The organism is Leucobacter fengyongliangi (assembly GCF_050971685.1).
Classification (GTDB): Bacteria; Actinomycetota; Actinomycetes; order Actinomycetales; family Microbacteriaceae; genus Leucobacter.
Genome location: NZ_JBPCEU010000001.1, coordinates 218,197 through 239,651, shown reverse-complemented (window position 1 = coordinate 239,651; position 21,455 = coordinate 218,197). Strand labels below are relative to the sequence as shown.

Here is a 21,455-nt window from a genome sequence, read left to right as displayed (position 1 = left end):
TCACCCTGGCTGGGTGCAGGTCACCAGGAACGAGAGAAGTGGTGTGGCATCGCTTGTGGTGAACAGCGTGTCGAGAGCCAAATTGAACTCAAACTTGCGAGCGAACGGAACTGACACCACCTCGAATCCATGCGTCATCAGCTCGCCGGACATCATGAGTCTCGCCGTGCGTTTGTTTCCGTCGAAATAGAACTGCTGCCTCGTCGCTGCGGCGAAGTAGACGAGAGCTCGTTCACGAGGGTCGGAGATTTCTTCGAGATACTCAATAGTTCGTCGGTACCGGTCAATGCGCGGGCTTCCCGACTCGCCAGCTTCGAAGCCCTCAACGTATCCCCCACCAGCGAGCTGAACGGTTCCTCCCCCGCCAGTTGGGCCCTCACCTCGGAAGTGGCCAGACTCGATCGCCTCGTGGACGGCAACGCGCCCATGCACCGCATCGGAAATCTCCTTGGAGAGCAAGAATTTTTCCACACCAACAAGATCGTCGACAAACGAATACCCCTCACTAAGGGCGAGAATCTGGCTGGCCTCCCGCTGCGGCCTTCCGCCAACGGTCACCCCGTCAAGCAGGGTCTTTACCTCTGGAAGCGTGAACGTGTTGCCTTCCAGCGCTGCGGCATTCCAGATGAGGTTTGGCAGTGATTCGCGAAACCGATGCCGGGAACGTTCGACCGTTGACTCGGGAATCCTGCCAAAGTCGATGTTCGCGGCATCCCACCAAATGCTGCAGTTCGACAGTTGATCGCCGTGAGGCTGTTGCGCTGGTGCGGCAGCCGAGCCCAAGGGTCGGGTTCCTGGGCGCTTCTTGTAGGGGCCCGATCCTACCGCCCATTTGCCTCCCTCAGCCATCACCAGGTCCTCGCAACATCGAACGCGGCATCCCTGGTTGGCCCCTGGAGCCCCGCGCAGTCGATCACCGCCTGCACCGGCGCCACCAAGCGGAGGCCGTCGAGTGGCACCATTCCCGTCAGTGTGGTGAACGTGGGTGTCGCGAGGATGAGATTTGCGCTGCTCGCACCGCGGCGGGCGACCCTGCCACTGTCTGAGAGTAACCGCGACACGGCGAGCGGATCGCTCACCCACATTACGGAGACCACGTCCGCTGGAAGCTCCGCCTCCATAGCTTCTAGCGCCACGGCTCCAGAGAGCGCCCAGTTTTTCCCAATGGCATATCCGGCAGAAGCGAGTCGTTCCGGGGTGAAGTCGCCCACCATGTTCACCGCGCCCTGGCGATGGAGGAGCGACGAGTACCGGCCGGCCTCCTCCGCGATTCGCAGAGGGTTCTCACCCGCGTATCTCCTCAGACGCTCAATCCAGGTCATAACCTCTGCGGACGTGGGGTCAAGACTGTCGGCATCGAGCATCACTCGCCCTGCATCCGCGGCCGCGGGCACCGAGGCGGGCCGATATGAGAAAGCGACCTCCATGCCGCATGCGAGCGCGAGCTCTTCAAGGGTGTCTATTCGCAAGTCGGTGGAGCCCTCGGCCGCACGATAGACCGTGGCCCGATGGAGGCCGGCGCGCTCAGCAATTTGGGCGCGCGAGAGCGCAGATTCGTCGAGTACCTGCTGAAGCCCCACATTCATACATCAAGGATAGAAATCGTGTCGCAAATAAGCAACAAAATAGCTAACTGTCGCATTCATGTGACATGTTTGGGGGAAGGCTCACTCTCGCGACCGCAACCAGGGGTCGGGGTCGGCGCCGCCACCGCGCACCTAGCAAACGCCGACCTAACTCGCGGGAACCAGCGGGTTGTGACCGGTCGCGATCCGCTCGCTCTCCCGCACAGGGCCGGGCGGGGTGCCGTCACCGAATGGTTCACCGCCCAGAAGTTGCCGCTCGTGGGGCTCGAGCCAGTCCGCGAGATCCGGCCCGGCGGGCACGATCTTGGTCGGGTTAATGTCCGTGTGCGTGATGTAGTAGTGCTGCTTGATCTGCACGAAGTCGGTGGTGTCGCCAAAGCCCGGGGTCTGAAAAAGATCCCGTGCGTAGCCCCAGAGATGCTCCATCTCGTTGAGCCGGTTGCGGTTCGCCTTGAAGTGCCCGTGGTACACGGGATCGAAGCGCGCGAGCGTCGTAAATAGGCGCACATCGGCTTCCGTGATCGTGCCCCCCATGAGAAAGCGCCGCGTGGCGAGGCGATCCTCAAGCCAATCGAGAGCCGACCACAGGCGCTCATACGCGGCGTCATAGGCATCTTGCGAACCGGCGAACCCGCAGCGATACACCCCATTGTTGACCTCCGTGAACATGCGCGCGAGGATCGGCCACATCTCGTCGAGCTCACCCGCGGGCAGCAGATTCGGCGCGCCCTCGCGATGAAACTCGCGCCACTCGGTCGAAAAGTCGAGCGTGATCTGCGGGTAGTTATTCGTCACGACCCCGCCGGTCGGAACGTCGACGATCGCCGGCACGGTGATGCCGCGCGGGTACCCGGGGAATCGCGCGAAGTAGTTCTCTTGCAGCCGCTCGGTTCCGAGCACCGGGTCGCGGTGGCCGGGGTCGAGATCGAATGTCCAGGATCGCACGTCGTGCACGGGGCCAGGCCGCCCCAGCGAGATGACGTCTTCGAGGCCCAACAGGCGGCGCACGATGACCGCACGATTCGCCCAGGGGCAGGCGTTCGCCGCGATAAGCCGGTACCGGCCCGGCTCCACCGGCCACGCCTCGGCACCCTCGCTCAGCCCGTATCCGAGCGAACCGACCTTCGATGTCGGGGGCGCGGGGAGTGCGCGCACAGCATCGGGATCGGCGACGATGCGATCCTCGATGTAATTCGTGTCGCGATCAAATTCGGCCCCGCTGGTCACGTACGCGCCCTTCGTCGAGAAACCCTCGCTCGCTTCATTCGTCGGGCTGGTGTTCTCGTTGTGTGCCATGGCTCGGCCCTCCGATTGAGATGCGTGTGAACTGGCCTCCGAGTCTATGTCGAGCAGCCGAACTGAAACCGGGGCATCTCCCGATGGGTCAGAGCATAGGATCGAAACCACCTCGACCCGGTGCCGAGACGATCGCGAGGAGACCCGATGCCCACGAAGCAACCCGCGATACGTGCCGTCGACCTCGCCGATGTGCTGGCATATCTCGTGGTGCTCGGCCTGTACGTGCAGTTCTTCCCGAACGTGATTTCCGAGTCGTTCTCCCTGACCCTCTTGACGGCCATCCTCATGAAACTCGCGCTCGAGATCATCACCTGGGCGAAGAAGCGAACTCTGCAGAGGCTCCGGCGAGCCGATTCAGTACTCGCTCGGCTGATCTCGATCGGCACGCTGGTCTTGCTGCTTCCCGGGAGCAAGTTCGCGATTCTCTGGTTGACCGAATTCGTGTTTGGCGGCGCCGTCAAGCTGGGCGGGTTCTTCGCCGTGACCCTCCTCATCGTGGTGCTCATGCTCTCGCGCGCCGCGGTGCGCCGGGTGCTCGGCGAGAAACTCTAGTGGATCAGCTCGCGGCGTCGCCCCAGTCGGCGGCGAGGCGAGTGAGCGACGCCGCGAGCTCCTCAAGGGTGGCATCGGCGTCTGGCCCGGCGGCGGCCCTGCCATAGGCAAGCCCGAGCAGGAAGGTCGTCAGCGGAGCTGCGGGCCGCGCGACCCCGTGGGCGACGTCGCGCGCCAGGTCAAGTACCGTCGCGATCGACACGTCGGCCACGTCCAAGCCCACCTCCTGTGCTGCCGTGCTCAGCCAGGCCTCCAGGGCCTCGGGCGGCAGGTGCGTGGGGTTCGACATGGGGGTCTCCTCAGTGTTCGTGCGTGCAAGATCTTGGGGGGTATCGATGTCGGCGACGACCGCATCCGGTGCGTCCACGAACCGCACCTCGAACGACCGGAACGCGTCACGAAGCGGCCTCCCCAAAAGCTCGCCCCGCTGTTCAGCCGCGACAAGACCTGCCCGCAGCGCGCCAGCATCGACCCGGCCCGCGAGCCACTGTGGCCGGCCTTCCGTGTCACGCAGCACCAGGGCCTGCGCGCCTACGGGGGGCCACTCCTCAGCGAGTAGGCGATCCACCACCTGCGCCGGGTGCACCAGGTCGCAGGCGAGCAGCAGCACCGACCCGGCCGTAATGGGAGACATTCCCACGGCGAGCGCGACGAGCGGCCCGCCGAAGCGGGGCGACTCTGTGACAAGCGTGCAGCCGTCGAGCCCGGAGCGCTCAGGGCCCACCACGACGATCTGGCCGACGCCAGCCTCGCGTGCGGCAGCGACCACCCGATCCACCTGCCGCTCGCCGCGCACCATCAGCTCGGCCTTGTCGATTCCGCCGAGGCGCGACCCGCGACCCCCGGCCAGGATGATCGCGTCAGTGGCACGACCTACCACGAGCCCACCCGCCACACCTCGACCGGGTCGCCCGGGTCAACGTCGCCCACGTGCTCGGGCACCCAGGCGAACCCCTCAGCTGCGCCCTGCCCGCCCACCGCGTGCGAGACCGCCCGCGAGTTGACCGTCGGCTCACACACCAGCCCAGCTTCACTCACTCGGAGCCGCACCGGCAGCACCTGCGCCCGCCCCACGGCACCGCGCCACCCGACGGCCGCGATGGCGGGAAGGCGCAGCCGCGCGCTCGATCGGCGCCCCTGCGCGGCCAGCAGCGCCGGGCGCACGAACAGTTCGAAGCCCACGGCCGCGCTCACCGGGTTGCCCGGCAGTGCGAAGAGCCAGGCGCCGGAGCGGAGTCGCCCCGCGCATTGCGGCTGACCTGGTTTCACCGCCACGCGCACCGCTTCGATCTCCGGCTCATCCTCAATGGCCAGCCGCACCACATCGTGCAGGCCGGGCCCGATGCCGCCGGTGGTGAGGATCACGTCGACCCGTTCGCCGAGCTCGACGAGAGTGCGCCGCAGGCCCACCACCGTGTCGCGGCTCACGCGAACTTCCTGCGGCACGATACCGAGTTCGCGCAGCAGGCCCACCAACAGGAGCGAGTTCGACTCCGGAATCTCACCGCGCCGCGGTGCCTGGCCCGGCGGCACGAGTTCCGAGCCAGTCACGACAACCGCCACCCGCGGGCGCGAACGCACGAGCACCCGGTCGATCCCAGCTGCGGCGAGCGCGGAGAGTCGCAGCGAGCCCAGCTCGTCACCGTCCTCGGCCATCGAGTCGCCGATCTTTCGATCCTCACCGCGCTGACGCACGTTCGCCAAAGCGGGCACGGCGCGCAGCACGCGCACCTCGGTTCGCGCCCACGGGCTGTCCGCTTGGTCGCCCAGGGTGAGCTCCACGGGCACCACGGCATCGGCATCGCTCGGCACCGGCGCCCCGGTCATGATGCGGGCCGCCTCGCCCGGCCGCAGACTCGGGTCGTCGGAGCTGCCCGCCGCAACCTCGGCGACGACGCGCAGCGGCATGGGCCGTTCGGCGGTCGCGCCCACCACATCGGCGGCGCGCACGGCGTACCCGTCCATTGCTGAGGAATCCCACAGGGGCAAGTCGTGACGCGCGGTGACCGCCTCCGCGAGGGTCAGACCGTGCGCCTCGGCAAGTGGAAGCTCGCGCACCGGCAGCAGTTCCGTGCGCGCCAGGATCCACTCGAGGTGCTCCGCCACGCTTCTCACGATCGCGATCCCGTCCGTTCACAGGCGGGTCCGTTTGCCTCGCCCCGTGATCGATGCTATCCAAGTACCATGTCCCGTATCGCCGCGCGTCGCCGCGTCACTCGTCTCACGATCGGCGAACCGGCCCGGGTCGCACCGGATTCGCTCGCCGTCGAGGAGCCCCTCGAGATCCGGGTGCACGGCCGTCCCCTGGCGATCACCATGCGCACCCCCGGCCACGACTTCGAGCTCGCTGCGGGGTTCCTCGTCTCCGAGGGCGTGATCCACCATCGCGAGCACTACGCGACCGCCCGCTACTGCGCGGGAGCGACCGTCGACGACGGCAACACCTTCAACGTGCTCGACGTCGGCCTTGCGCCCGGCGTGGCTCCCCCCGACCCGAGCCTCGAGCGATCGTTCTATACGACCAGTTCGTGCGGTATTTGCGGCAAGGCCAGCATCGAGGCCGTGCGTACCCAGTCGCACTTCGCCGTCGGCGATGATCCACTCGTGATCGACAGCTCTCGCATCGCGCGATTTCCCGAGGCGTTGCGTGCGCAACAAGCCATTTTCGACCGCACCGGGGGCCTGCACGCCGCCGCGCTCTTCGATGGGGTCACCGGCGAGATGCTGGTGCTGCGCGAAGACGTGGGTCGGCACAACGCCGTCGACAAGGTCGTGGGGTGGGCGCTTGAGAATGGGCGGATCCCCGCACGTTCGTGCGTGCTGATGGTCTCGGGGCGTGCAAGCTTCGAGCTCACCCAGAAGGCGATGATGGCCGGCATTCCGATGCTCACCGCCGTCTCCGCGCCGTCTTCGCTCGCCGCCGACCTGGCCGAGGAGGCGGGGATCACCCTGGTGGGATTTCTTCGCGGGCCCTCGATGGTCGTGTACAGTCGCCCCGACCGGATCCGCCACGAGGAAGTGTCATATTCCCCAGATTCCCTCGCTCCCGCAGATTCCCGCCTCACTGCGGTCTCGACCGTCACCGCAGATACCCCGTAGCCACAAGGAAGGCCCCCACGCCATGACCCCGCACGCCCCGCACGAGGACTTCTCTGACGCCGACATGATCGTCACCGAGCCGAAGGAGTATGCCGCAGGCCTCGGCGGGGTCTTGCACTCCATGGAGCCGGCCATCAAGAACATGGGCGTGGGCCGCACGCTCAAGCTCATGAGCAAGATCAACCACAAAGACGGCTTCGATTGCATGAGTTGCGCCTGGCCCGACCCCGAGCACCGCAAGCTCGCCGAGTTCTGCGAGAACGGCGCGAAAGCGGTGACGTGGGAGGCGACCCCGCTGAAGATTCCGCGTGCCTTCTGGGCCGAGAATTCGCTCACCTCACTCGCAGACAAGACCGAGTACTGGCTGGGGATGCAGGGGCGCATCACCGAGCCCGTCTATAAGTCGGCCGACTCAGATCACTACGCACCCATCGACTGGGAGAGCGCGTTTCGCATCATTGCCGAGCGCCTGAACGGGCTCGATCACCCCGACGAGGCGGCGTTTTACACGAGCGGCCGCGCGTCAAACGAGGCGGCGTTTCTCTACCAACTCTTCGCGCGAGTGCTCGGCACCAACAACCTCCCCGACTGCTCAAACATGTGCCACGAATCCACCGGCAGCGCGATGCAATACAGCGTTGGCATCGGCAAGTCGACCGTCGCCTACAGCGACTTTCTCGAGTCCGACCTCATCATCATCATGGGCCAGAACCCGGGCACGAATCACCCCCGCATGCTCACCGCGCTGCAGGAGGCCAAGGAAAACGGCGCCAAGATCGTCGCCGTGAATCCGCTGCCGGAGGCGGGTCTCATCGGCTACAAAGACCCGCAGAAGCTGCGCGGATACGTCGGGAAACCCACGGCCATCGCCGATCAGTACCTGCAGATCCGGCTCGGCGGAGACATGGCGCTGCTGCAGGCGATCTCGAAGCGCGTGCTCGCCGCCGAAGCGGAGCGGCCGGGTCAGGTGCTCGACCACGACTTCATCGCGCAACATTGCGACGGGTTCGAGGCCTTCGCTGCGCACATCGCCGAGGTCGACGATCGCGAGGTCGAGCAGGCCACCGGCCTCACGGGCGCCCAGATCGACGAGCTCGCCGAGCGGTACATGAGCTCCGACCGCGTTATTATCGCGTGGGCGATGGGCATCACCCAGCACCGTCGCGGGGTCGACACCATCAAGGAGATCATTAACCTGCTGCTGCTGCGCGGCAACATCGGCAAGCCCGGTGCCGGCGCATCCCCCGTGCGCGGGCACAGCAACGTGCAGGGCGACCGCACCATGGGGGTGTGGGAGAAGATGCCCGACTCGTTCCTCGACGCACTCGGCACGGAGTTCGGCTTTGATCCTCCCCGCAAGCACGGCGTCGATGCCGTCGACGGGATCCGCGCCCTCAATGCGGGCCAGATCAAGGTGTGGGTCGGGCTGGGCGGCAATCTGATCGGGGCCATCTCTGACACCAACCTCGCCGAGGCCGCCATGCGCAAGGCGCGGCTCAGCGTGCAGTTCTCGACAAAACTCAATCGCTCGCACGTGGTCACGGGCGAGGAGGCCCTCATTCTGCCGGTGCTTGGGCGCACCGAGGTCGACGTGCAGCGCGCCGGCCCCCAGTACATCACCGTCGAGGATTCGGTGTGCGCGGTGCACGCCTCCCACGGACAGATTCCGCCGATCGGGCCGGAGGTGCGCTCGGAGATCGCGGTCGTCGCCGGCATGGCGCACGCCACGCTCGGCGATCGGCACGGGATCGACTGGCTCGGCATGATCGACAACTACGACACGATTCGGGATCACATCTCTCGCGTGGTTCCCGGCTGCGAAAACTTCAACGAGAAGACCCGGCAGCGTGACGGCTTCATCCTGCCCAACGGGCCGCGCGATGAGCGCAGATTCGACACCGCGACGGGCAAGGCCCGCATCACGGTAAACGAGCTCGAGCCGGTCGCCTGCCCGCCCGGGCGGCTGCTCTTGCAGACGCTGCGCTCGCACGACCAGTTCAACACGACCATTTACAGCCTGAACGATCGCTACCGCGGCATCAAGAAGGGGCGCTCGGTCATCTTCGTGCATCCCGACGATCTCGCCGAGCTCGGCCTCGACGACGGGCAAACGGTCGACATCTTCAGCGAGTGGAAAGACGAACCGGATCGGGTGCTGCGCGGCTTCCGCACCGTCGCGTTCCCCACCGCTCGTGGCTGTGCGGCGGCCTACTTTCCCGAGGCAAACGTGCTCGTGCCGCTCGACAGCACCGCACTCGAGAGCAACACGCCCGTGTCGAAGGCGGTCGTGATCCGCCTCGAGGCTTCGAACACACCGGTAGGTGTGGGCCGACCGGTCACGCAGTAGCACGGTGAAGATCATGCTCCGCTGGCCACTCGCGTTCAGGGTGTGCGCCCTGGGGCTCACGCTGGCCGCCACCGGGTGCGCTGCGGGTGGCCCGGCTCCCGCGTCCGCTGGCACCGAGGGAGGCGGGGTGATCCACATTGCCGCGGCGGCCTCGCTCGAGCCCGTCTTTACTGAGCTCGCGGCCGAGTTCGAGCGCGAACATCCGGAGTACTCGGTTGCCGCTCCCACCTTTGACGGTTCGGCCCTGCTGGCCACGCAGATCATGGCCGGGGCTCCGGTTGATGTGTTCCTTTCAGCGGATCAGCGCACGATGCGGCAGGTCGAAGACGGGGGCCTGCTCGACGCACCCCCCCTGCCCTTCGCCACCAACGCGCTCGTGATCGCGGTGGCACCCGGCAACCCGCTGGGCATTCAGTCGCTCGGCGACCTCGTCGAGCCCGACGAGGTCGGGGTGCTGCCCATTGTGGTAATGTGCGCCGCCGAGGTGCCGTGCGGGAGCTCGGCGCAGATGCTACTCGATCGCGACCGCGTGGTGCTGCGCGCCGCCAGCGAGGAGCAGAATGTCACCGCGGTACTACGCAAGGTCGCCGCCGGGCACGCCGACGCCGGTCTCGTGTACCGCACCGATGTGCGGAGCGCTGGAGATGCCGCCGATGGTGTGCCGATTACCCGCGCGGACGAGGCCGCAACCGAGTACCAGGTCGGCGTGCTGGGCAGTGCCCGAGATGCGCGGGCCGCGCGGGCCTTCGCGAACTTCCTGCTCACTAATTCCGCACAGGCCCTGCTGCGCGACCACGGATTCGGCGCGGCATGAACCCGCGCACACGGGCGATCGACCCCCGGGGCATTCCCGCCGCACTCGTGGCCCCGGCGCTCCTCGGTGCCGCCGTGCTGCTGCTCCCCATCATCGCGCTGCTGCTGCGCATCGACTGGCAGTTGCTTCCCGCTACCCTCGTGGCTCCCGAGACCGCCAGTGCCCTCGGTCTCTCCCTCGCGACCGCCGCCATCGCGACGATCTGCTGCGTGGTGCTCGGCGTGCCCCTCGCTGTCGTGATCGCGCGCACGTCTGGCGCACTGTCGGGAGTGCTGCGCGGCCTGATCACGCTGCCACTCGTGCTTCCACCGCTCGTGGGCGGTCTCGCCCTGCTCACGCTGCTGGGGCGGGGCGGCGTGTTCGGTGACGCGCTCGCCGAGCTGGGCGTACGCATACCGTTCACCACCGTGGCTGTGGTGATCGCGCAGGTGTTCGTCGCTCTGCCGTTCCTCGTCATCTCCGTCGAGGGGTCACTGCGCGCGCTCGATCCAGCGACGGAAGAGGCCGCCGCGACCCTCGGGGCCTCGCCCCTGGTCGTGCTGTTCCGCGTCACCCTGCCGACCATCGCGCCCGGACTCATCGCCGGGGTGATCCTCAGCTTCACGCGCGCCTTAGGGGAATTCGGTGCCACCGCCCTGTTCGCCGGCAATGCGGCTGGGTCGACGCGCACCATTCCCCTCGCCATCTACAGCGCCTTCAACGGAGCCGGCGTCACCCAGGATGTCGCGCTCGCCCTTTCCCTCGTGCTCATCGTCACCTCACTCACCGTGCTCCTGATGCTGGGCGGCAAGACCTCGCGGTCATTCTGAACGCCGGTGTTAGGGTGAGACGCTCGAGGGGGTCATGATGAGGGAACCGCAGAGCGCGGCCGACACAGTCGGGGTACGCGATGCCCGAAACCGACCCCTGCACGATCTGCGCATCTCGGTCACCGATCGCTGCAATTTTCGCTGCGTCTACTGCATGCCGCGCGACATCTTCGGTGCCGACTATGCGTTTCTCCCGAAGTCCGCGCTTCTGAGCTTTGACGAGATTCTGCGGGTCGCCCGAGCTGCCGTCTCGCTCGGGGTCGAGAAGATCAGGCTCACCGGGGGTGAGCCGCTGCTTCGCCCGGGTCTCGAAGAACTGATCGCCAGGTTAGCGGAACTGCGTACGCCGGGCGGAGGACCGCTCGATCTCGCGCTCACCACCAACGGCGCCGCGCTGCGTCTGAAGGCCCAGTCACTCAAAGACGCGGGTCTCACTCGCGTGAGCGTCTCGCTCGACTCACTCGACCCGGAACGCTTTCAGCGGATCGCCGACGTGCGCATTCCCCTCTCGGCGGTGCTCGACGGCATCACCGCGGCGGCGGCGGCGGGGCTTGGCCCGGTCAAGGTGAACACGGTCATCACCCGCGGTGTGAACGACGACGAGATCGTTTCGCTCGCGGAACACTTCCGCGGAACGGGTCAGATCCTGCGGTTCATCGAGTTCATGGACGTCGGGAACACCAACGGCTGGAATCTCGATGCCGTGGTGCCCTCCGCCGAGATCGTGCGCCAAATCTCAGCCGTCTACCCGCTCGAGCCGAGCGCGCCGACCCGTGAGGGCGAGACCGCAGCGCGCTGGCGCTACGTCGACGGCGCCGGTGAGATCGGCGTCATCTCAAGCGTCTCCCAGGCCTTCTGCGGCACCTGTTCACGCGCCAGGCTCTCGCCCGAGGGCAAACTGTTCACCTGTCTCTTTGCCACCGAGGGAGTGGATCTCCGGGCCATCCTTCGCGACTCCACAGGCGACGATGCCGTGCGCGAGGCACTTGCCGGTACCTGGGGGCTGCGAGCTGACCGATACTCGGAGCTCCGATCCACGATCAACGCATCGACACGGCCCCGCATCGAAATGTCGTACATCGGCGGATAGCCCTACAGCCCCACCCACTCGCTCGGCCCGTCGTCGAACGACTGCCGCTTCCAAATGGGCACCTCGGTCTTGATACGGTGGATCAGCGCCTCAAGCGCGGCGAACGCTTCCGCCCGGTGGGGCGACGAGGCGGCGGCGACCAGCGCCACATCACCAATGGCGAGGGTGCCGAATCGGTGGGCCGCCGCGAGTCGCACGCCGGTGCGCTCCTGCTCCGCCCCGACGCACTCGGCAAGCAGACGCTCCGCCTCGGGGTGCGCCTGGTACTCGAGCAGGCTGACCCCCCGGCCCTGATCGTGATTGCGCACGACGCCGTGGAAGACGAGCACGGCCCCGCACTCCGGGTGTTCGACCGCCGCGCGCACCGCCGTCTCGTCGAGTGGGGTATCAACGACCCGTGCGTGCACCGCCCCGACCGCTGCTTCAGACATGCGCGCCCTCCCGATCACTCACGTCGATTGGCAGCACCTGAATTTCGCGCATCCGCGCCTGCAACGCGTCGAAGACCAACACGCGCCCAATCAGTGGATCGCCGAGGCCCGTGATGAGCTTGAGCGCCTCGGTGGCGAGCAGCGACCCGATGGTGCCGCACAGGCTCGGCAAGACCCCACCCCCGGCGCAGTCCATCCCCTCGGCGGGGGGTTCGGGAAAGACATCCCGGTACCCCGCACCGTAGCGATGCCAGGCCACGCTGAGTTGCCCCGAGTACTGCTGAATCGCACCCCACACGACGGGCAGACCGCGCAGCCGGGCCGCGTCGTCGGTGAGGTAGCGCGTGTCGAAATTGTCGCTGCCGTCGATCACGAGGTCGTAGTGAGCGAAGAGCTCGGCAGCATGTGACGCGGTGAGACGCAGCTGGTGTCGATTGACCCGTACGTCTGGGTTCAGCGCCTCAAGCGCCTCGGCAAGGGAATCGACCTTGGGTCGCCCGACCGTCGCTGTGCGGTGGGCCACCTGGCGGTGCAAGTTGGAGAGTTCGACGAGATCGTCGTCCACGAGCCCGATTGTGCCCACCCCGGCGCCCGCCAGCAGTGGAGCGCAGGTGCACCCGAGGCCACCGGCGCCGACGATCAGCACGCGCGCACCCGCCAGACGTCGCTGCGCCTCATCGCCGAACTCGGGCAGCACCAGCTGACGACTCACCCGCCCCCAGTCGTAGGGCTGTGGGCCAGCCACGGGTGCGACCAAGGGGCCCGGTCGCGCCGCTTTTTGGGAGTGCATGCAATCAGTCTACGAGCCTGGTGGTGGCGTGTAATGAGCGAACCCAATTATCGTGAAATTTGGAAAATGACTCGGATCAGCACCTTGATCTGGGCCATTTCTCACATCAGCGACACCTCCACCGCCGCCGCTCAGCACTGGGTTTTCGTCCCGTGGTCAGCAGTATCTGTAACGCATCTCAGCGGTTCAGATCCATGGGTCCCACCCTAAACTGACAGCTAGAACGGTCAACTTGGTGGTAGACTGTTGCTACTACCTGTCATTGGAGGTGTTAATCATGGTTCGTCGAGAGTCTCCAGCGCGTGATCGCCGCCTGAAGGCGCTTGGTGAGAACATCCGTGCCTGGAGAAAGCTGCAAGGGTTGAGCGCCTCAGAGTTGGCTCGCCGATCCCATGTGACTCGAGACACTCTGCGTGCGATCGAGCAGGGAACAGGGACCCCCCGGCTGGACTCCCTCATGTCGGTGGTGTCAGCCCTCGGGTTCGCGGAGCACTTCGTGCAGGCCTCTAACCCGTTCGAAACCGAAGCTGGACGGGCCTTGGCGCTTGAAGCGGTCGACAGCAAATGAAGCTCTATGACGCGCTCACCGTCTACGTTGAGATCGGTGGGGCCCCGGTAAAGGCAGGACGGCTGGTTGCCTCGTTCGCTGGCGGGCGGAACCTGGGCGGAAGCAGTTTCGCATACGACCAGGACTACTTTCGGGTGCCGGGCGCATACGAGCTCGACCCTCGGCTCACGCGCGGGTCGGGCCAGATTTTCTCCGGCAATGACCAACGCCTCTTCGGCTCCTTCCAGGACCTCACCCCCGATGATTGGGGTCGGCGGGTTTTTGACGCTGACCTTGCGAACGCTCGCCGCACCGATCCGACAACTCCTCGCACGATTGACGATTTCGACTACCTTGCAATCACCGCAGACGAAACCAGGCTCGGTGCAATCCGCTTTCGGGCTGACGACGATGGCGAGTGGCTTGGACCCTCAAAGGTCACAGACCTCGGCGTCCACGGACTGGATGCTTACGCTGAGGCCGCTGCCCGTCTTGAAGCCCACGAGGCCACACCCGAAGACATTGAGCTCCTGGGGGCGCCCGGCACGTCGGCCGGTGGTGCGCGTCCCAAAGTGAGTGTGCGTATCGGCGGGGCGCTTCGGCTGATCAAACTCCCCTCAGAGCGTGATCGCCGCCGTGATGGTGAAGCCTGGGAGTATGTCGCCATCACGTTAGCGCGGAAGGCGGGCATCAACGTCCAACGTGGGGACCTTTTGAGAACCACGGACGGGAAGTCGAGCCTCGCGCTGCACCGTTTCGACCGTGGACCACAGGGTGAGCGCATCGGCTACATGTCGGCAAGAACCGCGATGGGCATCGGAGACCGAGAACGTGGCGTTGTGACGTACCAGGATTTTGCAGATGTCACCGACCAGGTCACGGGTGGTGATCTCGCGCAGCTCAAGGATCTGTTCAAGCGGGTGGCCCTGAATGTGCTCATTTCCAACAACGACGACCACTGGAATAACCACGGCTTCTTGCGCACCGGAAATGTCTGGGCCCTCAGCCCTGCGTTCGACATCAACCCGTCGATGAGCAGCACTGTCAGCTCAAGGCCCATTTCGCCCAGTGACGACCCCCGCAATCGCGACATCCGCAACCTCATAGAGACAGCGGGCACCTACGCGCTCACAAGCGCCGAAGCGGACCGTGCACTATCCGAGGTGGTCGAAGCCGTTGAGGGCTGGCCCGACGTGGCTCGCGCCGCCGGAATTTCCGATCAGGAGATCGACCAGATGGCTATCGCGTTTCCCGATGACCAACGCGAGCACGCGCGCAATGCTGCGTCACGGATGAGCCCAGGCCCTGTGATTATCGACTGACCGGCGGCACCTGGCAGTCCCAGCGCCCAGTCCCGCCGCGGCGACCACTGCCTCGGCAAGACCGCCGACGACCGTCAGTACACTCATTACATGCCTCACTTCACTGTTCGCTACTTTGCTGCTGCTGCCGATGCCGCGCTGTGCGAGGCCGAAACGTGGGAGCTTCCCGCGGGAAGCACGGTGGGCAAACTCCGCGACGAACTGATCGAGCGCTATGGCCGCCCCATGGATCGCGTGCTGCAATCCGGGTCGTTTCTCGTCGATGGCAGGGTGCAGCGAGACAGCACCACCCCGCTCACCGGCAGCATGATCGACGTGCTCCCCGCGTTTGCTGGCGGCTGAGCGTGCGCACGCTCGCCGAGCACCAGCGCGACGTTGACGCGCTGCTCGAACCGATGCTTGCAGGGCTCGACACGCGTTCCGAGCCGCTCCCGATCGACGACCCGTTCCTGGTGGGTCGGGTGAGTGCCGCAGACCTGACCGCGGCGATCGACCTGCCCCCGTTCGAGAACTCCCAAATGGACGGGTACGCGGTGCGCACTGAGGATTTCGCGCATCGCCCCGAGAGCGTCCGGAACCAGGAGGGAGCTGCGGGATCCACCCGCCTGTTCGTCGGCGCGGTCACCGCGGCGGGCGACCCACCAGCAGCTCACCCGCCGGGCTTCGCCGTGCCCGTCATGACGGGGGCACCGATCCCGATCGGAGCCGACGCGGTAATCCCGATCGAGCAGGCGGATCCGCCCCGCTTCTTCGCGCTGGGCGTCGCTGGCGAGCGAGCAGCCAGTGTGAGATTCGCCGCCCCACCACCAGCGGGGCAGTTCATCCGTCGCCGGGGCGAAGACCTGCGAGCGGGGTCGATCGTGCTGCGAGCGGGCTGGCGGATCACCCCGGCCCGCATCGGCCTGCTCGCTGCCGCTGGCATTGCGGCCGTGCCGGTGCGCCCCCGGCCTCGCGTGTTGCTCATCACCACGGGCGACGAGCTCACCCCACCCGGCAAGCCGCTCGCCCCCGGCCGCATCACCGATGCCAGCACACCGTTACTCGCCGCGGCGCTGCGCGAGGTGGGGGCTCTGGTCACCACCGAGCGCGTTCCCGACGAGCCGCGACGCCTGCGGGCTGTGCTGCGGAAGCACGCCGCTGAGCACGACCTGGTGGTGACGTCGGGCGGTATCAGCGCAGGCGCCTTCGAGGTAGTGCGGGAGGCGCTCGATCCACTCGGGGTGACGTTCGCGAGCATCGCCGTGCAACCGGGCGGGCCGCAGGGATGGGGCACGCTGTCGCTCGACGGCGCGCAGGTTCCCGTGCTGTGCTTTCCGGGCAATCCGGTGAGTTCGGCGCTCTCGCTCGAGCTCTTTCTTTTGCCGCACCTGCGCCGATACGCGGGGCAGCCGGCCTCCTTACCGATCACGCACCTCCGACTCGCGCACGCCATCGACTCGCCCGCGCACAAGCATCAGGTGCGACGCGGCCGCCTCGATGCCGACGGCCGGGTACACCTCGGAGCCCCGGGCTCCCACCTGCTCGCAGATCTTGCCGAGGCTGAGGTGCTCGCCCACATCCCGTTGGGTGTCAGCCATCTGCCTGCCGATACCCCCATCGAAGTCTGGAGACTCAGTGTCTGACACCCCCGCCTCGCTCACCCACCTGCGCGCCGACGGCAGCGCACACATGGTCGATGTGACCGACAAGGCAGAGACAACGCGCACGGCAACCGCCGAGGCGCTCGTAACAACTCAGCCCGACGTGCTTGAGCGGTTGATCTCCGGCGATCTCCCCAAGGGTGAGGCCCTCGGCACGGCGCGCATCGCAGGCATCATGGCGGCCAAGCGCACCCCCGACCTCATTCCCCTGTGCCACCCGCTGCCGCTCTCGCGAGTGACCGTCGATTTTGCGCGCGACGAGCATCACCTGCGCATCACCGCGACCGTGAAGACCCGCGGCGTCACCGGGGTCGAGATGGAAGCCCTCACCGCCGCGAGCGTTGCGGCGCTCACGGTGTACGACATGATCAAAGCAGTGGATCGGCACGCCGAGATCGGCGGCATCCGCGTCCTGGCCAAGTCCGGTGGCAAGAGCGGCGACTGGGAAATTTCGTGACCGCCCGGGTGGCGCACGTCATCGTCGCCTCGACCAGCGCGGCGGCCGGTGTCGCGACCGACACCACCGGTCCGGAAATCTGCCGCTGGCTTCAGGGCCGCGGGTTCGCGGTAACGGGCCCGGTCGTCGTGGCAGACGGGGAACCGGTCAGGGAGGCCGCGCGGGCAGCACTCGTGCCGATCGAGCCTTCCGGATCAGTCGAGTCAGCCGGTCCGGCCGGTTCAGCCGTATCGCAGCCCGCCGTGATCCTCATCACCGGCGGCACCGGAGTATCGCCCAGCGATCGCACGCCCGAGATGATCAACCCGCTGCTCGATTTGCAGGTGCCCGGGCTCATCGAAGAGTTGCGCAGGCGCGGGGCCGCGAAGACCCCGACCGCCGCCCTCACCCGCGGTGTCGCAGGCTTCGCTGGGGCAACGTTCATCATGACGCTGCCTGGCTCCCCCGGTGGGGTGCGAGATGGACTCGACCTCCTCACTGAGGTGCTCGACCACCTGCTCGCACAGCGCCACGGGCACCCGAAGACCCACCCCGACCGCCAGTAATTCGCGCGGGCTCAACCGACCGCCTGCGCGAATCCCAGCGACTCGTCGGCGAGGTGTGACAGCTCTGCGGGCAGCTCGAGCCCCTTCTTGCGCATCGACTGCGCCCAGAGCCGACCAGCTCGGTACGACGAGCGCACCAGTGGACCGGCGAGCACGCCGAGGAAGCCAATCTCCTCTGCCTCGTCCTTGATCTCCACGAATTCTTCCGGCCGCACCCAGCGCGCAACCGGAAGGTGGCGCGGACTCGGCCGCAAATACTGCGTGATCGTCACGATGTCGGTACCCGCCTCGTGCAGGTCGCGCAGCGCCTGCGTGACTTCTTCCCGCTCCTCGCCCATGCCGAGAATCAGGTTCGATTTCGTGATCAGCCCGGCGCTGCGCCCCTGCGTGATCACGTCGAGCGAGCGCTCGTAGCGGAAAGCCGGGCGAATCCGCTTGAAAATGCGCGGCACAGTTTCGACGTTGTGCGCGAAGACCTGCGGCCTCGCCGAGAACACCTCACCGAGCAGTTCGGGCTTGCCCGAAAAGTCGGGCACCAAAATCTCGACGCCGGTGCCCGGCGATTGACGGTGGATCTCGCGAATCGTTTCGGCGTAGAGCCACGCTCCCTCATCCGGCAGGTCGTCGCGCGCAACTCCCGTCACGGTCGAGTACCGCAGCTGCATGCGTGCGACCGACTCGGCGACCCGACGCGGCTCATCAATGTCATAGTCTGCCGGTTTCCCCGTGTCGATCTGACAAAAATCGCAACGACGTGTGCACTGCGATCCGCCGATGAGGAAGGTCGCCTCACGATCCTCCCAGCACTCGTAGATGTTGGGGCAGCCCGCTTCTTGGCACACGGTGTGCAGGTCTTCAGACTTCACCAGTTGCTGCAGTTCGCGAAACTCGGGGCCCATCTTCGCGCGGGTCTTGATCCACTCGGGTTTGCGTTCGATGGGAGTCTCGGCGTTCCGCACTTCCAGGCGCAGCATGCGTCGGCCGTCGGGGCTCGCGCTCATGCCGTGACCATCTCTTCCCTTGCGAACTCGGTGTTGAGTCGCGCCTGCACGGTTTCGAGCACGTCGGCGGTCGTGATCGTGCGCCCGGCAACGCGCGACATGGTCGTGACGCTGGCATCGCGGATGCCGCAGGCCACGATCTTCTCGTAGGGATCCAGCGAGTTCGAGCAGTTGAGGGCGAAGCCGTGCATCGTGACGCCCTCAGCGACGCGGATCCCGATTGCGGCGATCTTCTCTTCCACGCCGCCGGCCACGATCCACACACCGGAGCGACCGTCGACGCGCTGACCCGCGATGCCGAACTCGCGCACCACATCAATGAGCACGCTCTCAAGCTGTCTGATGTAGGCGACGACGTCGATCGGATCAGCCAGGCGCAGGATCGGGTACCCCACGAGCTGGCCCGGCCCGTGCCAGGTGATCTTGCCACCGCGATCAACGTCGACGACGGGCGTGCCGTCGGTCGGACGCTCGTCGGGAGCGGTGCGCTTGCCGGCGGTGAAGACCGGCTCGTGCTCAAGGAGGATGACGGTGTCCGGACGTTCACCGGAGACCACCGCCTGATGGACGGCGCGCTGCAAGGACAAGCCTTCGCTATACGGCACGGAGTTGGCGCTTAGCCCCGTGACGACGTAGTCGAGCATGTGGACCAGTATAGGTCGGGATTGAGGCACCCAGTTTCTCAGCCACTCGGGGCGTAGCATGACGGTATGTCAGAGGCCGCAACTGCCGAGGGCCCCCGGGTGCTCGTCGTCGAGGATGACCGCGACCTGCGAGGCATGCTCATCGAGATCTTCGAGGGCGAGGGCTACTCGGTCTCCTCGGCGGGGGATGGGCAGGCGGGGCTGCACCTGGTCCTGACACAGCCGTTCGACGCGTTGGTGCTTGATCGGGGGCTCCCCGCACTCGACGGCCTCGACCTGCTCGCGAGAATCCGGCGCTCCGGAATCGACACTCCCGTGCTCATCCTCTCTGCCCTGGGCAATGCGGCCGATCGGGTCGAAGGCCTGGACTCGGGAGCGGAGGATTACCTCGCGAAGCCCTTCGACATCGCCGAGTTACTGGCACGGGTGCGGGCCCTCCTGCGCAGACATCGGGAGACGGCCCGAGCGCTGCCACTCCCAGAGGGCAACCAGTTGATGGTTGACGCGCACGAGGTAATGACTCCGGGCGGAACTCGCATTCCTCTCTCCGAACGCGAGAGCGACCTGCTTGAGATGCTCGCTCGCTCGCCGAGTCGCGTCTTCGAACGCTCGGCTCTGCTGCACGCCAACTTCCCTGAGGCAACGGAACTCGGGGTCGTCGACACCTATGTGCACTACCTGCGGCGCAAATTGGGCCGCGATGCCATCGCCACCGTGCGGGGCATCGGCTACCGCCTGGGCCCACTATGAACGGCGCCGGGAGGGACGCCGCCCTCGTCGCCCGAGCTGCCCGGCGCCTCGCGGTGCAATTCGGCGTCGTTATTGCCGTGATCCTCGCAATCGTCGGTTTGGTCGTCTACACATCCATCGACGCGAGCCTTCGCGAGTCCGTCGAGCAGCAGCTTGAGTCCGCGCTCGACGGCCCACTCCCCGCCGAATTCACTCCCGGCGGGCCGGTCGCCGTCGTCTCCGACGGCGTGATCCGCACCACGCACGACCTCCCCGAGGGGCTCCCCGACCTCGCCGCGCTCGAACTCGTGATGCAGGGCGAGAAGCGAGTCACGTCAAAGGTCCAGCACGAGGATCACCAGTATCTGGTACTCACGGAACGCGACGAAGACGTCGTCGTCCAGGCGGCCGTCGACCAACACGAGCGGGCTGAGGAGCGGGATCGCATCACCGGGGCCCTCGCCGCGGGCGGTGCCGTTGGGGCCCTGGCCGCGGCGCTCGGCGCCTATTTCCTCGCCCGCCGGGCGATGCGGCCGCTCTCCGTCGCCCTGCAGAAGCAGCGGAGGTTCGTCGCCGACGCGAGCCACGAGCTGCGCACCCCGCTCACCCTGCTCAGCACGCGCGTGCAGTTGCTGCGTCGCAAGCTCACGCCCGAGGCAGACCCTGCTGCGATTGCCACGGAGGTCGGGGCGATCGAACGTGACACGCAGTCGCTCACGCGGCTCCTGGAAGATCTGCTCGCCGCCGCCGACGATCGCCCGGTCACGGCCGAGCCGGTCGACGTTGAGCTACTTGCCCGTGACGCGATGTCGGCCGCACAGGCCCACGCCGAGCGGTCTGGAATCGGTCTCGAGATTCACGCAGATTCCGCCCCGCGCGCACAGGCCACCCCTCAAGGTGTGCGCCAGATCCTCACAGCGCTCCTGGCAAATGCCATCGACCACGCGCGCACGCGTGTGACGCTTACGGTGACGACCGGGCGAAGCACGGTGACCCTGCAGGTGGCCGACGACGGCGACGGATTTCCGCCGGGCACCGACGTGTTCGGGCGCTTCGCCTCGCACCGCACGGGGGCCGACACCAGCCACCACTATGGTCTCGGGCTCGCCCTCGTCGCCGAAATCGTGCACCGCTTCGGTGGATCCGTGCGCGTCCGGGAGGATCTCGCCGGAGGGGTGATCGAGGTCACCCTGCCGGGTGCCTGACCCTTTGGCATTCGGCCCGTCGCTCCGTCGATCCGTCAAAGAATCCTGGAAGAATTCTGCCTCACTCTTGAAGTACCGGCATTTCGGTGACGACGAGAGGACTTGCAATGACCATTCGAGAAGATGGATTTCGACGGGCACGCGCACTGACCGGCACCCTGGTTGCGGCAACCCTCGCCGGAACTGGAATCGGCGCGGCAGCCCTGTGGGTGGCGACCACCCAGGCCTCGAGCACGGAGAATACGGCGAGCGCGGCCACCACTGCCAGCAGCAGCCCCGCAGGAGATGACGCTGCCGCGGTCGTCGGGGTTCACTTAAGCCAGAGCATCAGTGACGATGGTTGGGACGACGACGACCACGGCTGGGGCGACGAATCAGACTCCGATGATGACAACGGCGATGACGAGTACGAAGGTCGCGCGACCAGCGGCGCGAGCAGCACGACCCAGGCCCCGGCCTCGTCCGCGAGTTGGAACCTCGGTGGCAGCGCGGCCCCGGTCGCACCCTCCAGCACCGCCGTCTCACAGGCCACAACCGCTGGTTCCTAA

Annotated in this window: 24 protein-coding genes; 15 read left to right on the top strand and 9 right to left on the bottom strand. The window is 66.7% G+C overall.

Annotated elements, in window-relative coordinates:
- From ACR0R4_RS01110 to ACR0R4_RS01100, 3 genes are all read right to left on the bottom strand, one after another.
- Positions 1-849 carry a Fic family protein gene (locus ACR0R4_RS01110; protein ID WP_433645487.1) on the bottom strand — a complete coding sequence of 283 codons (849 nt, stop codon included), beginning with the start codon at positions 847-849 and terminating at the stop codon, positions 1-3.
- Positions 849-1,586 (bottom strand): helix-turn-helix domain-containing protein, encoded by a 738-nt coding sequence (locus ACR0R4_RS01105; RefSeq protein ID WP_433645485.1) that lies wholly within the window; start codon positions 1,584-1,586, stop codon positions 849-851. The genes ACR0R4_RS01110 and ACR0R4_RS01105 overlap by 1 nt, the downstream gene beginning before the upstream one ends.
- A gap of 147 nt (positions 1,587-1,733) precedes the next feature.
- Positions 1,734-2,882, bottom strand: a complete 1,149-nt coding sequence (locus ACR0R4_RS01100) for a glutathione S-transferase C-terminal domain-containing protein (RefSeq protein ID WP_433645484.1) — start codon at positions 2,880-2,882, stop codon at positions 1,734-1,736.
- Between the two features lie 147 nt (positions 2,883-3,029).
- On the opposite strand from ACR0R4_RS01100, the gene ACR0R4_RS01095 reads away from it, so the two are divergent.
- Positions 3,030-3,437: a hypothetical protein gene (locus tag ACR0R4_RS01095; RefSeq protein WP_433645482.1), complete on the top strand. Its 408-nt coding sequence runs from the start codon at positions 3,030-3,032 to the stop codon at positions 3,435-3,437.
- Between the two features lie 4 nt (positions 3,438-3,441).
- Here ACR0R4_RS01095 and ACR0R4_RS01090 read toward each other — a convergent pair whose 3' ends face one another.
- Together ACR0R4_RS01090 and ACR0R4_RS01085 are read right to left on the bottom strand one after the other, a co-directional pair.
- Positions 3,442-4,317, bottom strand: coding sequence for an NTP transferase domain-containing protein (locus tag ACR0R4_RS01090; protein ID WP_433645481.1), 876 nt, complete (start codon positions 4,315-4,317; stop codon positions 3,442-3,444).
- Entirely contained in the window at positions 4,311-5,543 is a 1,233-nt protein-coding gene (locus ACR0R4_RS01085; protein ID WP_433645479.1) for a molybdopterin molybdotransferase MoeA, read from the bottom strand. Before ACR0R4_RS01085 ends, ACR0R4_RS01090 begins: the two co-directional genes overlap by 7 nt.
- A gap of 78 nt (positions 5,544-5,621) precedes the next feature.
- Here ACR0R4_RS01085 and fdhD point away from each other — a divergent pair, with 78 nt between their 5' ends.
- Genes fdhD through moaA form a run of 5 tightly spaced genes read left to right on the top strand, consistent with a single transcriptional unit; the run spans position 5,622 to position 11,596 of the window.
- On the top strand, positions 5,622-6,536 hold the full coding sequence (fdhD, locus tag ACR0R4_RS01080) for a formate dehydrogenase accessory sulfurtransferase FdhD (protein WP_433645478.1): 915 nt from the start codon (positions 5,622-5,624) through the stop codon (positions 6,534-6,536).
- A 22-nt stretch (positions 6,537-6,558) separates the two neighbouring features.
- Positions 6,559-8,883 carry an FdhF/YdeP family oxidoreductase gene (locus ACR0R4_RS01075; protein WP_433645477.1) on the top strand — a complete coding sequence of 775 codons (2,325 nt, stop codon included), beginning with the start codon at positions 6,559-6,561 and terminating at the stop codon, positions 8,881-8,883.
- A gap of 13 nt (positions 8,884-8,896) precedes the next feature.
- Positions 8,897-9,697 carry a molybdate ABC transporter substrate-binding protein gene (modA, locus tag ACR0R4_RS01070; protein WP_433645476.1) on the top strand — a complete coding sequence of 267 codons (801 nt, stop codon included), beginning with the start codon at positions 8,897-8,899 and terminating at the stop codon, positions 9,695-9,697.
- Entirely contained in the window at positions 9,694-10,506 is an 813-nt protein-coding gene (locus ACR0R4_RS01065) for an ABC transporter permease (RefSeq protein WP_433645475.1), read from the top strand. The genes modA and ACR0R4_RS01065 overlap by 4 nt, the downstream gene beginning before the upstream one ends.
- 37 nt (positions 10,507-10,543) lie before the next feature.
- On the top strand, positions 10,544-11,596 hold the full coding sequence (moaA, locus tag ACR0R4_RS01060; protein ID WP_433645474.1) for a GTP 3',8-cyclase MoaA: 1,053 nt from the start codon (positions 10,544-10,546) through the stop codon (positions 11,594-11,596).
- A gap of 2 nt (positions 11,597-11,598) precedes the next feature.
- On the opposite strand, the gene ACR0R4_RS01055 is transcribed toward moaA, so the two are convergent.
- Together ACR0R4_RS01055 and ACR0R4_RS01050 are read right to left on the bottom strand one after the other, a co-directional pair.
- The gene (locus tag ACR0R4_RS01055; protein ID WP_433645473.1) at positions 11,599-12,027 is read right to left on the bottom strand and encodes a molybdenum cofactor biosynthesis protein MoaE; all 429 of its coding nucleotides are present in this window, start codon (positions 12,025-12,027) and stop codon (positions 11,599-11,601) included.
- A complete protein-coding gene (locus tag ACR0R4_RS01050) occupies positions 12,020-12,817 on the bottom strand; it encodes a HesA/MoeB/ThiF family protein (RefSeq protein WP_433645472.1) in 798 nt (265 codons plus the stop codon). The genes ACR0R4_RS01055 and ACR0R4_RS01050 overlap by 8 nt, the downstream gene beginning before the upstream one ends.
- 277 nt (positions 12,818-13,094) lie before the next feature.
- Between ACR0R4_RS01050 and ACR0R4_RS01045 the strand changes: the two genes are divergently transcribed.
- The 6 genes from ACR0R4_RS01045 to ACR0R4_RS01020 all read left to right on the top strand — a co-directional run bounded on the left by ACR0R4_RS01045 (position 13,095) and on the right by ACR0R4_RS01020 (position 17,328).
- The gene (locus ACR0R4_RS01045; RefSeq protein WP_433645471.1) at positions 13,095-13,385 is read left to right on the top strand and encodes a helix-turn-helix domain-containing protein; all 291 of its coding nucleotides are present in this window, start codon (positions 13,095-13,097) and stop codon (positions 13,383-13,385) included.
- A complete protein-coding gene (locus ACR0R4_RS01040; RefSeq protein ID WP_433645470.1) occupies positions 13,382-14,686 on the top strand; it encodes a type II toxin-antitoxin system HipA family toxin in 1,305 nt (434 codons plus the stop codon). The genes ACR0R4_RS01045 and ACR0R4_RS01040 overlap by 4 nt, the downstream gene beginning before the upstream one ends.
- Positions 14,687-14,776: 90 nt before the next feature.
- Positions 14,777-15,028, top strand: coding sequence for a MoaD/ThiS family protein (locus tag ACR0R4_RS01035; RefSeq protein WP_433645469.1), 252 nt, complete (start codon positions 14,777-14,779; stop codon positions 15,026-15,028).
- A 2-nt stretch (positions 15,029-15,030) separates the two neighbouring features.
- Complete coding sequence (locus tag ACR0R4_RS01030; protein ID WP_433645468.1) at positions 15,031-16,308, top strand: molybdopterin molybdotransferase MoeA; 1,278 nt, start codon at positions 15,031-15,033, stop codon at positions 16,306-16,308.
- Positions 16,301-16,783 (top strand): cyclic pyranopterin monophosphate synthase MoaC, encoded by a 483-nt coding sequence (moaC, locus tag ACR0R4_RS01025; RefSeq protein ID WP_433645467.1) that lies wholly within the window; start codon positions 16,301-16,303, stop codon positions 16,781-16,783. The genes ACR0R4_RS01030 and moaC overlap by 8 nt, the downstream gene beginning before the upstream one ends.
- Positions 16,780-17,328, top strand: a complete 549-nt coding sequence (locus tag ACR0R4_RS01020; protein ID WP_433645466.1) for a MogA/MoaB family molybdenum cofactor biosynthesis protein — start codon at positions 16,780-16,782, stop codon at positions 17,326-17,328. The genes moaC and ACR0R4_RS01020 overlap by 4 nt, the downstream gene beginning before the upstream one ends.
- 11 nt (positions 17,329-17,339) lie before the next feature.
- Here ACR0R4_RS01020 and lipA read toward each other — a convergent pair whose 3' ends face one another.
- Both lipA and lipB read right to left on the bottom strand, forming a co-directional pair.
- Entirely contained in the window at positions 17,340-18,329 is a 990-nt protein-coding gene (lipA, locus tag ACR0R4_RS01015) for a lipoyl synthase (protein ID WP_433645465.1), read from the bottom strand.
- Entirely contained in the window at positions 18,326-18,973 is a 648-nt protein-coding gene (gene lipB, locus ACR0R4_RS01010) for a lipoyl(octanoyl) transferase LipB (RefSeq protein WP_433645464.1), read from the bottom strand. The genes lipA and lipB overlap by 4 nt, the downstream gene beginning before the upstream one ends.
- Before the next feature lie 66 nt (positions 18,974-19,039).
- Between lipB and ACR0R4_RS01005 the strand changes: the two genes are divergently transcribed.
- The 3 genes from ACR0R4_RS01005 (at position 19,040) to ACR0R4_RS00995 (ending at position 21,455) form a co-directional block, all read left to right on the top strand.
- Complete coding sequence (locus ACR0R4_RS01005; RefSeq protein ID WP_433645463.1) at positions 19,040-19,723, top strand: response regulator transcription factor; 684 nt, start codon at positions 19,040-19,042, stop codon at positions 19,721-19,723.
- A complete protein-coding gene (locus ACR0R4_RS01000) occupies positions 19,720-20,907 on the top strand; it encodes a sensor histidine kinase (RefSeq protein WP_433645462.1) in 1,188 nt (395 codons plus the stop codon). Before ACR0R4_RS01005 ends, ACR0R4_RS01000 begins: the two co-directional genes overlap by 4 nt.
- A gap of 107 nt (positions 20,908-21,014) precedes the next feature.
- Positions 21,015-21,455, top strand: a complete 441-nt coding sequence (locus tag ACR0R4_RS00995; RefSeq protein WP_433645461.1) for a hypothetical protein — start codon at positions 21,015-21,017, stop codon at positions 21,453-21,455.

Coding starts and splice junctions, on each gene's coding strand:
- ACR0R4_RS01110 (WP_433645487.1), bottom strand. CDS start 849: ATGGCTGAGGGAGGCAAATGGGCGGTAGGATCGGGCCCCTACAAGAAG.
- ACR0R4_RS01105 (WP_433645485.1), bottom strand. CDS start 1,586: ATGAATGTGGGGCTTCAGCAGGTACTCGACGAATCTGCGCTCTCGCGC.
- ACR0R4_RS01100 (WP_433645484.1), bottom strand. CDS start 2,882: ATGGCACACAACGAGAACACCAGCCCGACGAATGAAGCGAGCGAGGGT.
- ACR0R4_RS01095 (WP_433645482.1), top strand. CDS start 3,030: ATGCCCACGAAGCAACCCGCGATACGTGCCGTCGACCTCGCCGATGTG.
- fdhD (WP_433645478.1), top strand. CDS start 5,622: ATGTCCCGTATCGCCGCGCGTCGCCGCGTCACTCGTCTCACGATCGGC.
- ACR0R4_RS01075 (WP_433645477.1), top strand. CDS start 6,559: ATGACCCCGCACGCCCCGCACGAGGACTTCTCTGACGCCGACATGATC.
- modA (WP_433645476.1), top strand. CDS start 8,897: ATGCTCCGCTGGCCACTCGCGTTCAGGGTGTGCGCCCTGGGGCTCACG.
- ACR0R4_RS01065 (WP_433645475.1), top strand. CDS start 9,694: ATGAACCCGCGCACACGGGCGATCGACCCCCGGGGCATTCCCGCCGCA.
- moaA (WP_433645474.1), top strand. CDS start 10,544: ATGAGGGAACCGCAGAGCGCGGCCGACACAGTCGGGGTACGCGATGCC.
- ACR0R4_RS01055 (WP_433645473.1), bottom strand. CDS start 12,027: ATGTCTGAAGCAGCGGTCGGGGCGGTGCACGCACGGGTCGTTGATACC.
- ACR0R4_RS01050 (WP_433645472.1), bottom strand. CDS start 12,817: ATGCACTCCCAAAAAGCGGCGCGACCGGGCCCCTTGGTCGCACCCGTG.
- ACR0R4_RS01045 (WP_433645471.1), top strand. CDS start 13,095: ATGGTTCGTCGAGAGTCTCCAGCGCGTGATCGCCGCCTGAAGGCGCTT.
- ACR0R4_RS01040 (WP_433645470.1), top strand. CDS start 13,382: ATGAAGCTCTATGACGCGCTCACCGTCTACGTTGAGATCGGTGGGGCC.
- ACR0R4_RS01035 (WP_433645469.1), top strand. CDS start 14,777: ATGCCTCACTTCACTGTTCGCTACTTTGCTGCTGCTGCCGATGCCGCG.
- lipA (WP_433645465.1), bottom strand. CDS start 18,329: ATGAGCGCGAGCCCCGACGGCCGACGCATGCTGCGCCTGGAAGTGCGG.
- lipB (WP_433645464.1), bottom strand. CDS start 18,973: ATGCTCGACTACGTCGTCACGGGGCTAAGCGCCAACTCCGTGCCGTAT.
- ACR0R4_RS01005 (WP_433645463.1), top strand. CDS start 19,040: ATGTCAGAGGCCGCAACTGCCGAGGGCCCCCGGGTGCTCGTCGTCGAG.
- ACR0R4_RS01000 (WP_433645462.1), top strand. CDS start 19,720: ATGAACGGCGCCGGGAGGGACGCCGCCCTCGTCGCCCGAGCTGCCCGG.
- ACR0R4_RS00995 (WP_433645461.1), top strand. CDS start 21,015: ATGACCATTCGAGAAGATGGATTTCGACGGGCACGCGCACTGACCGGC.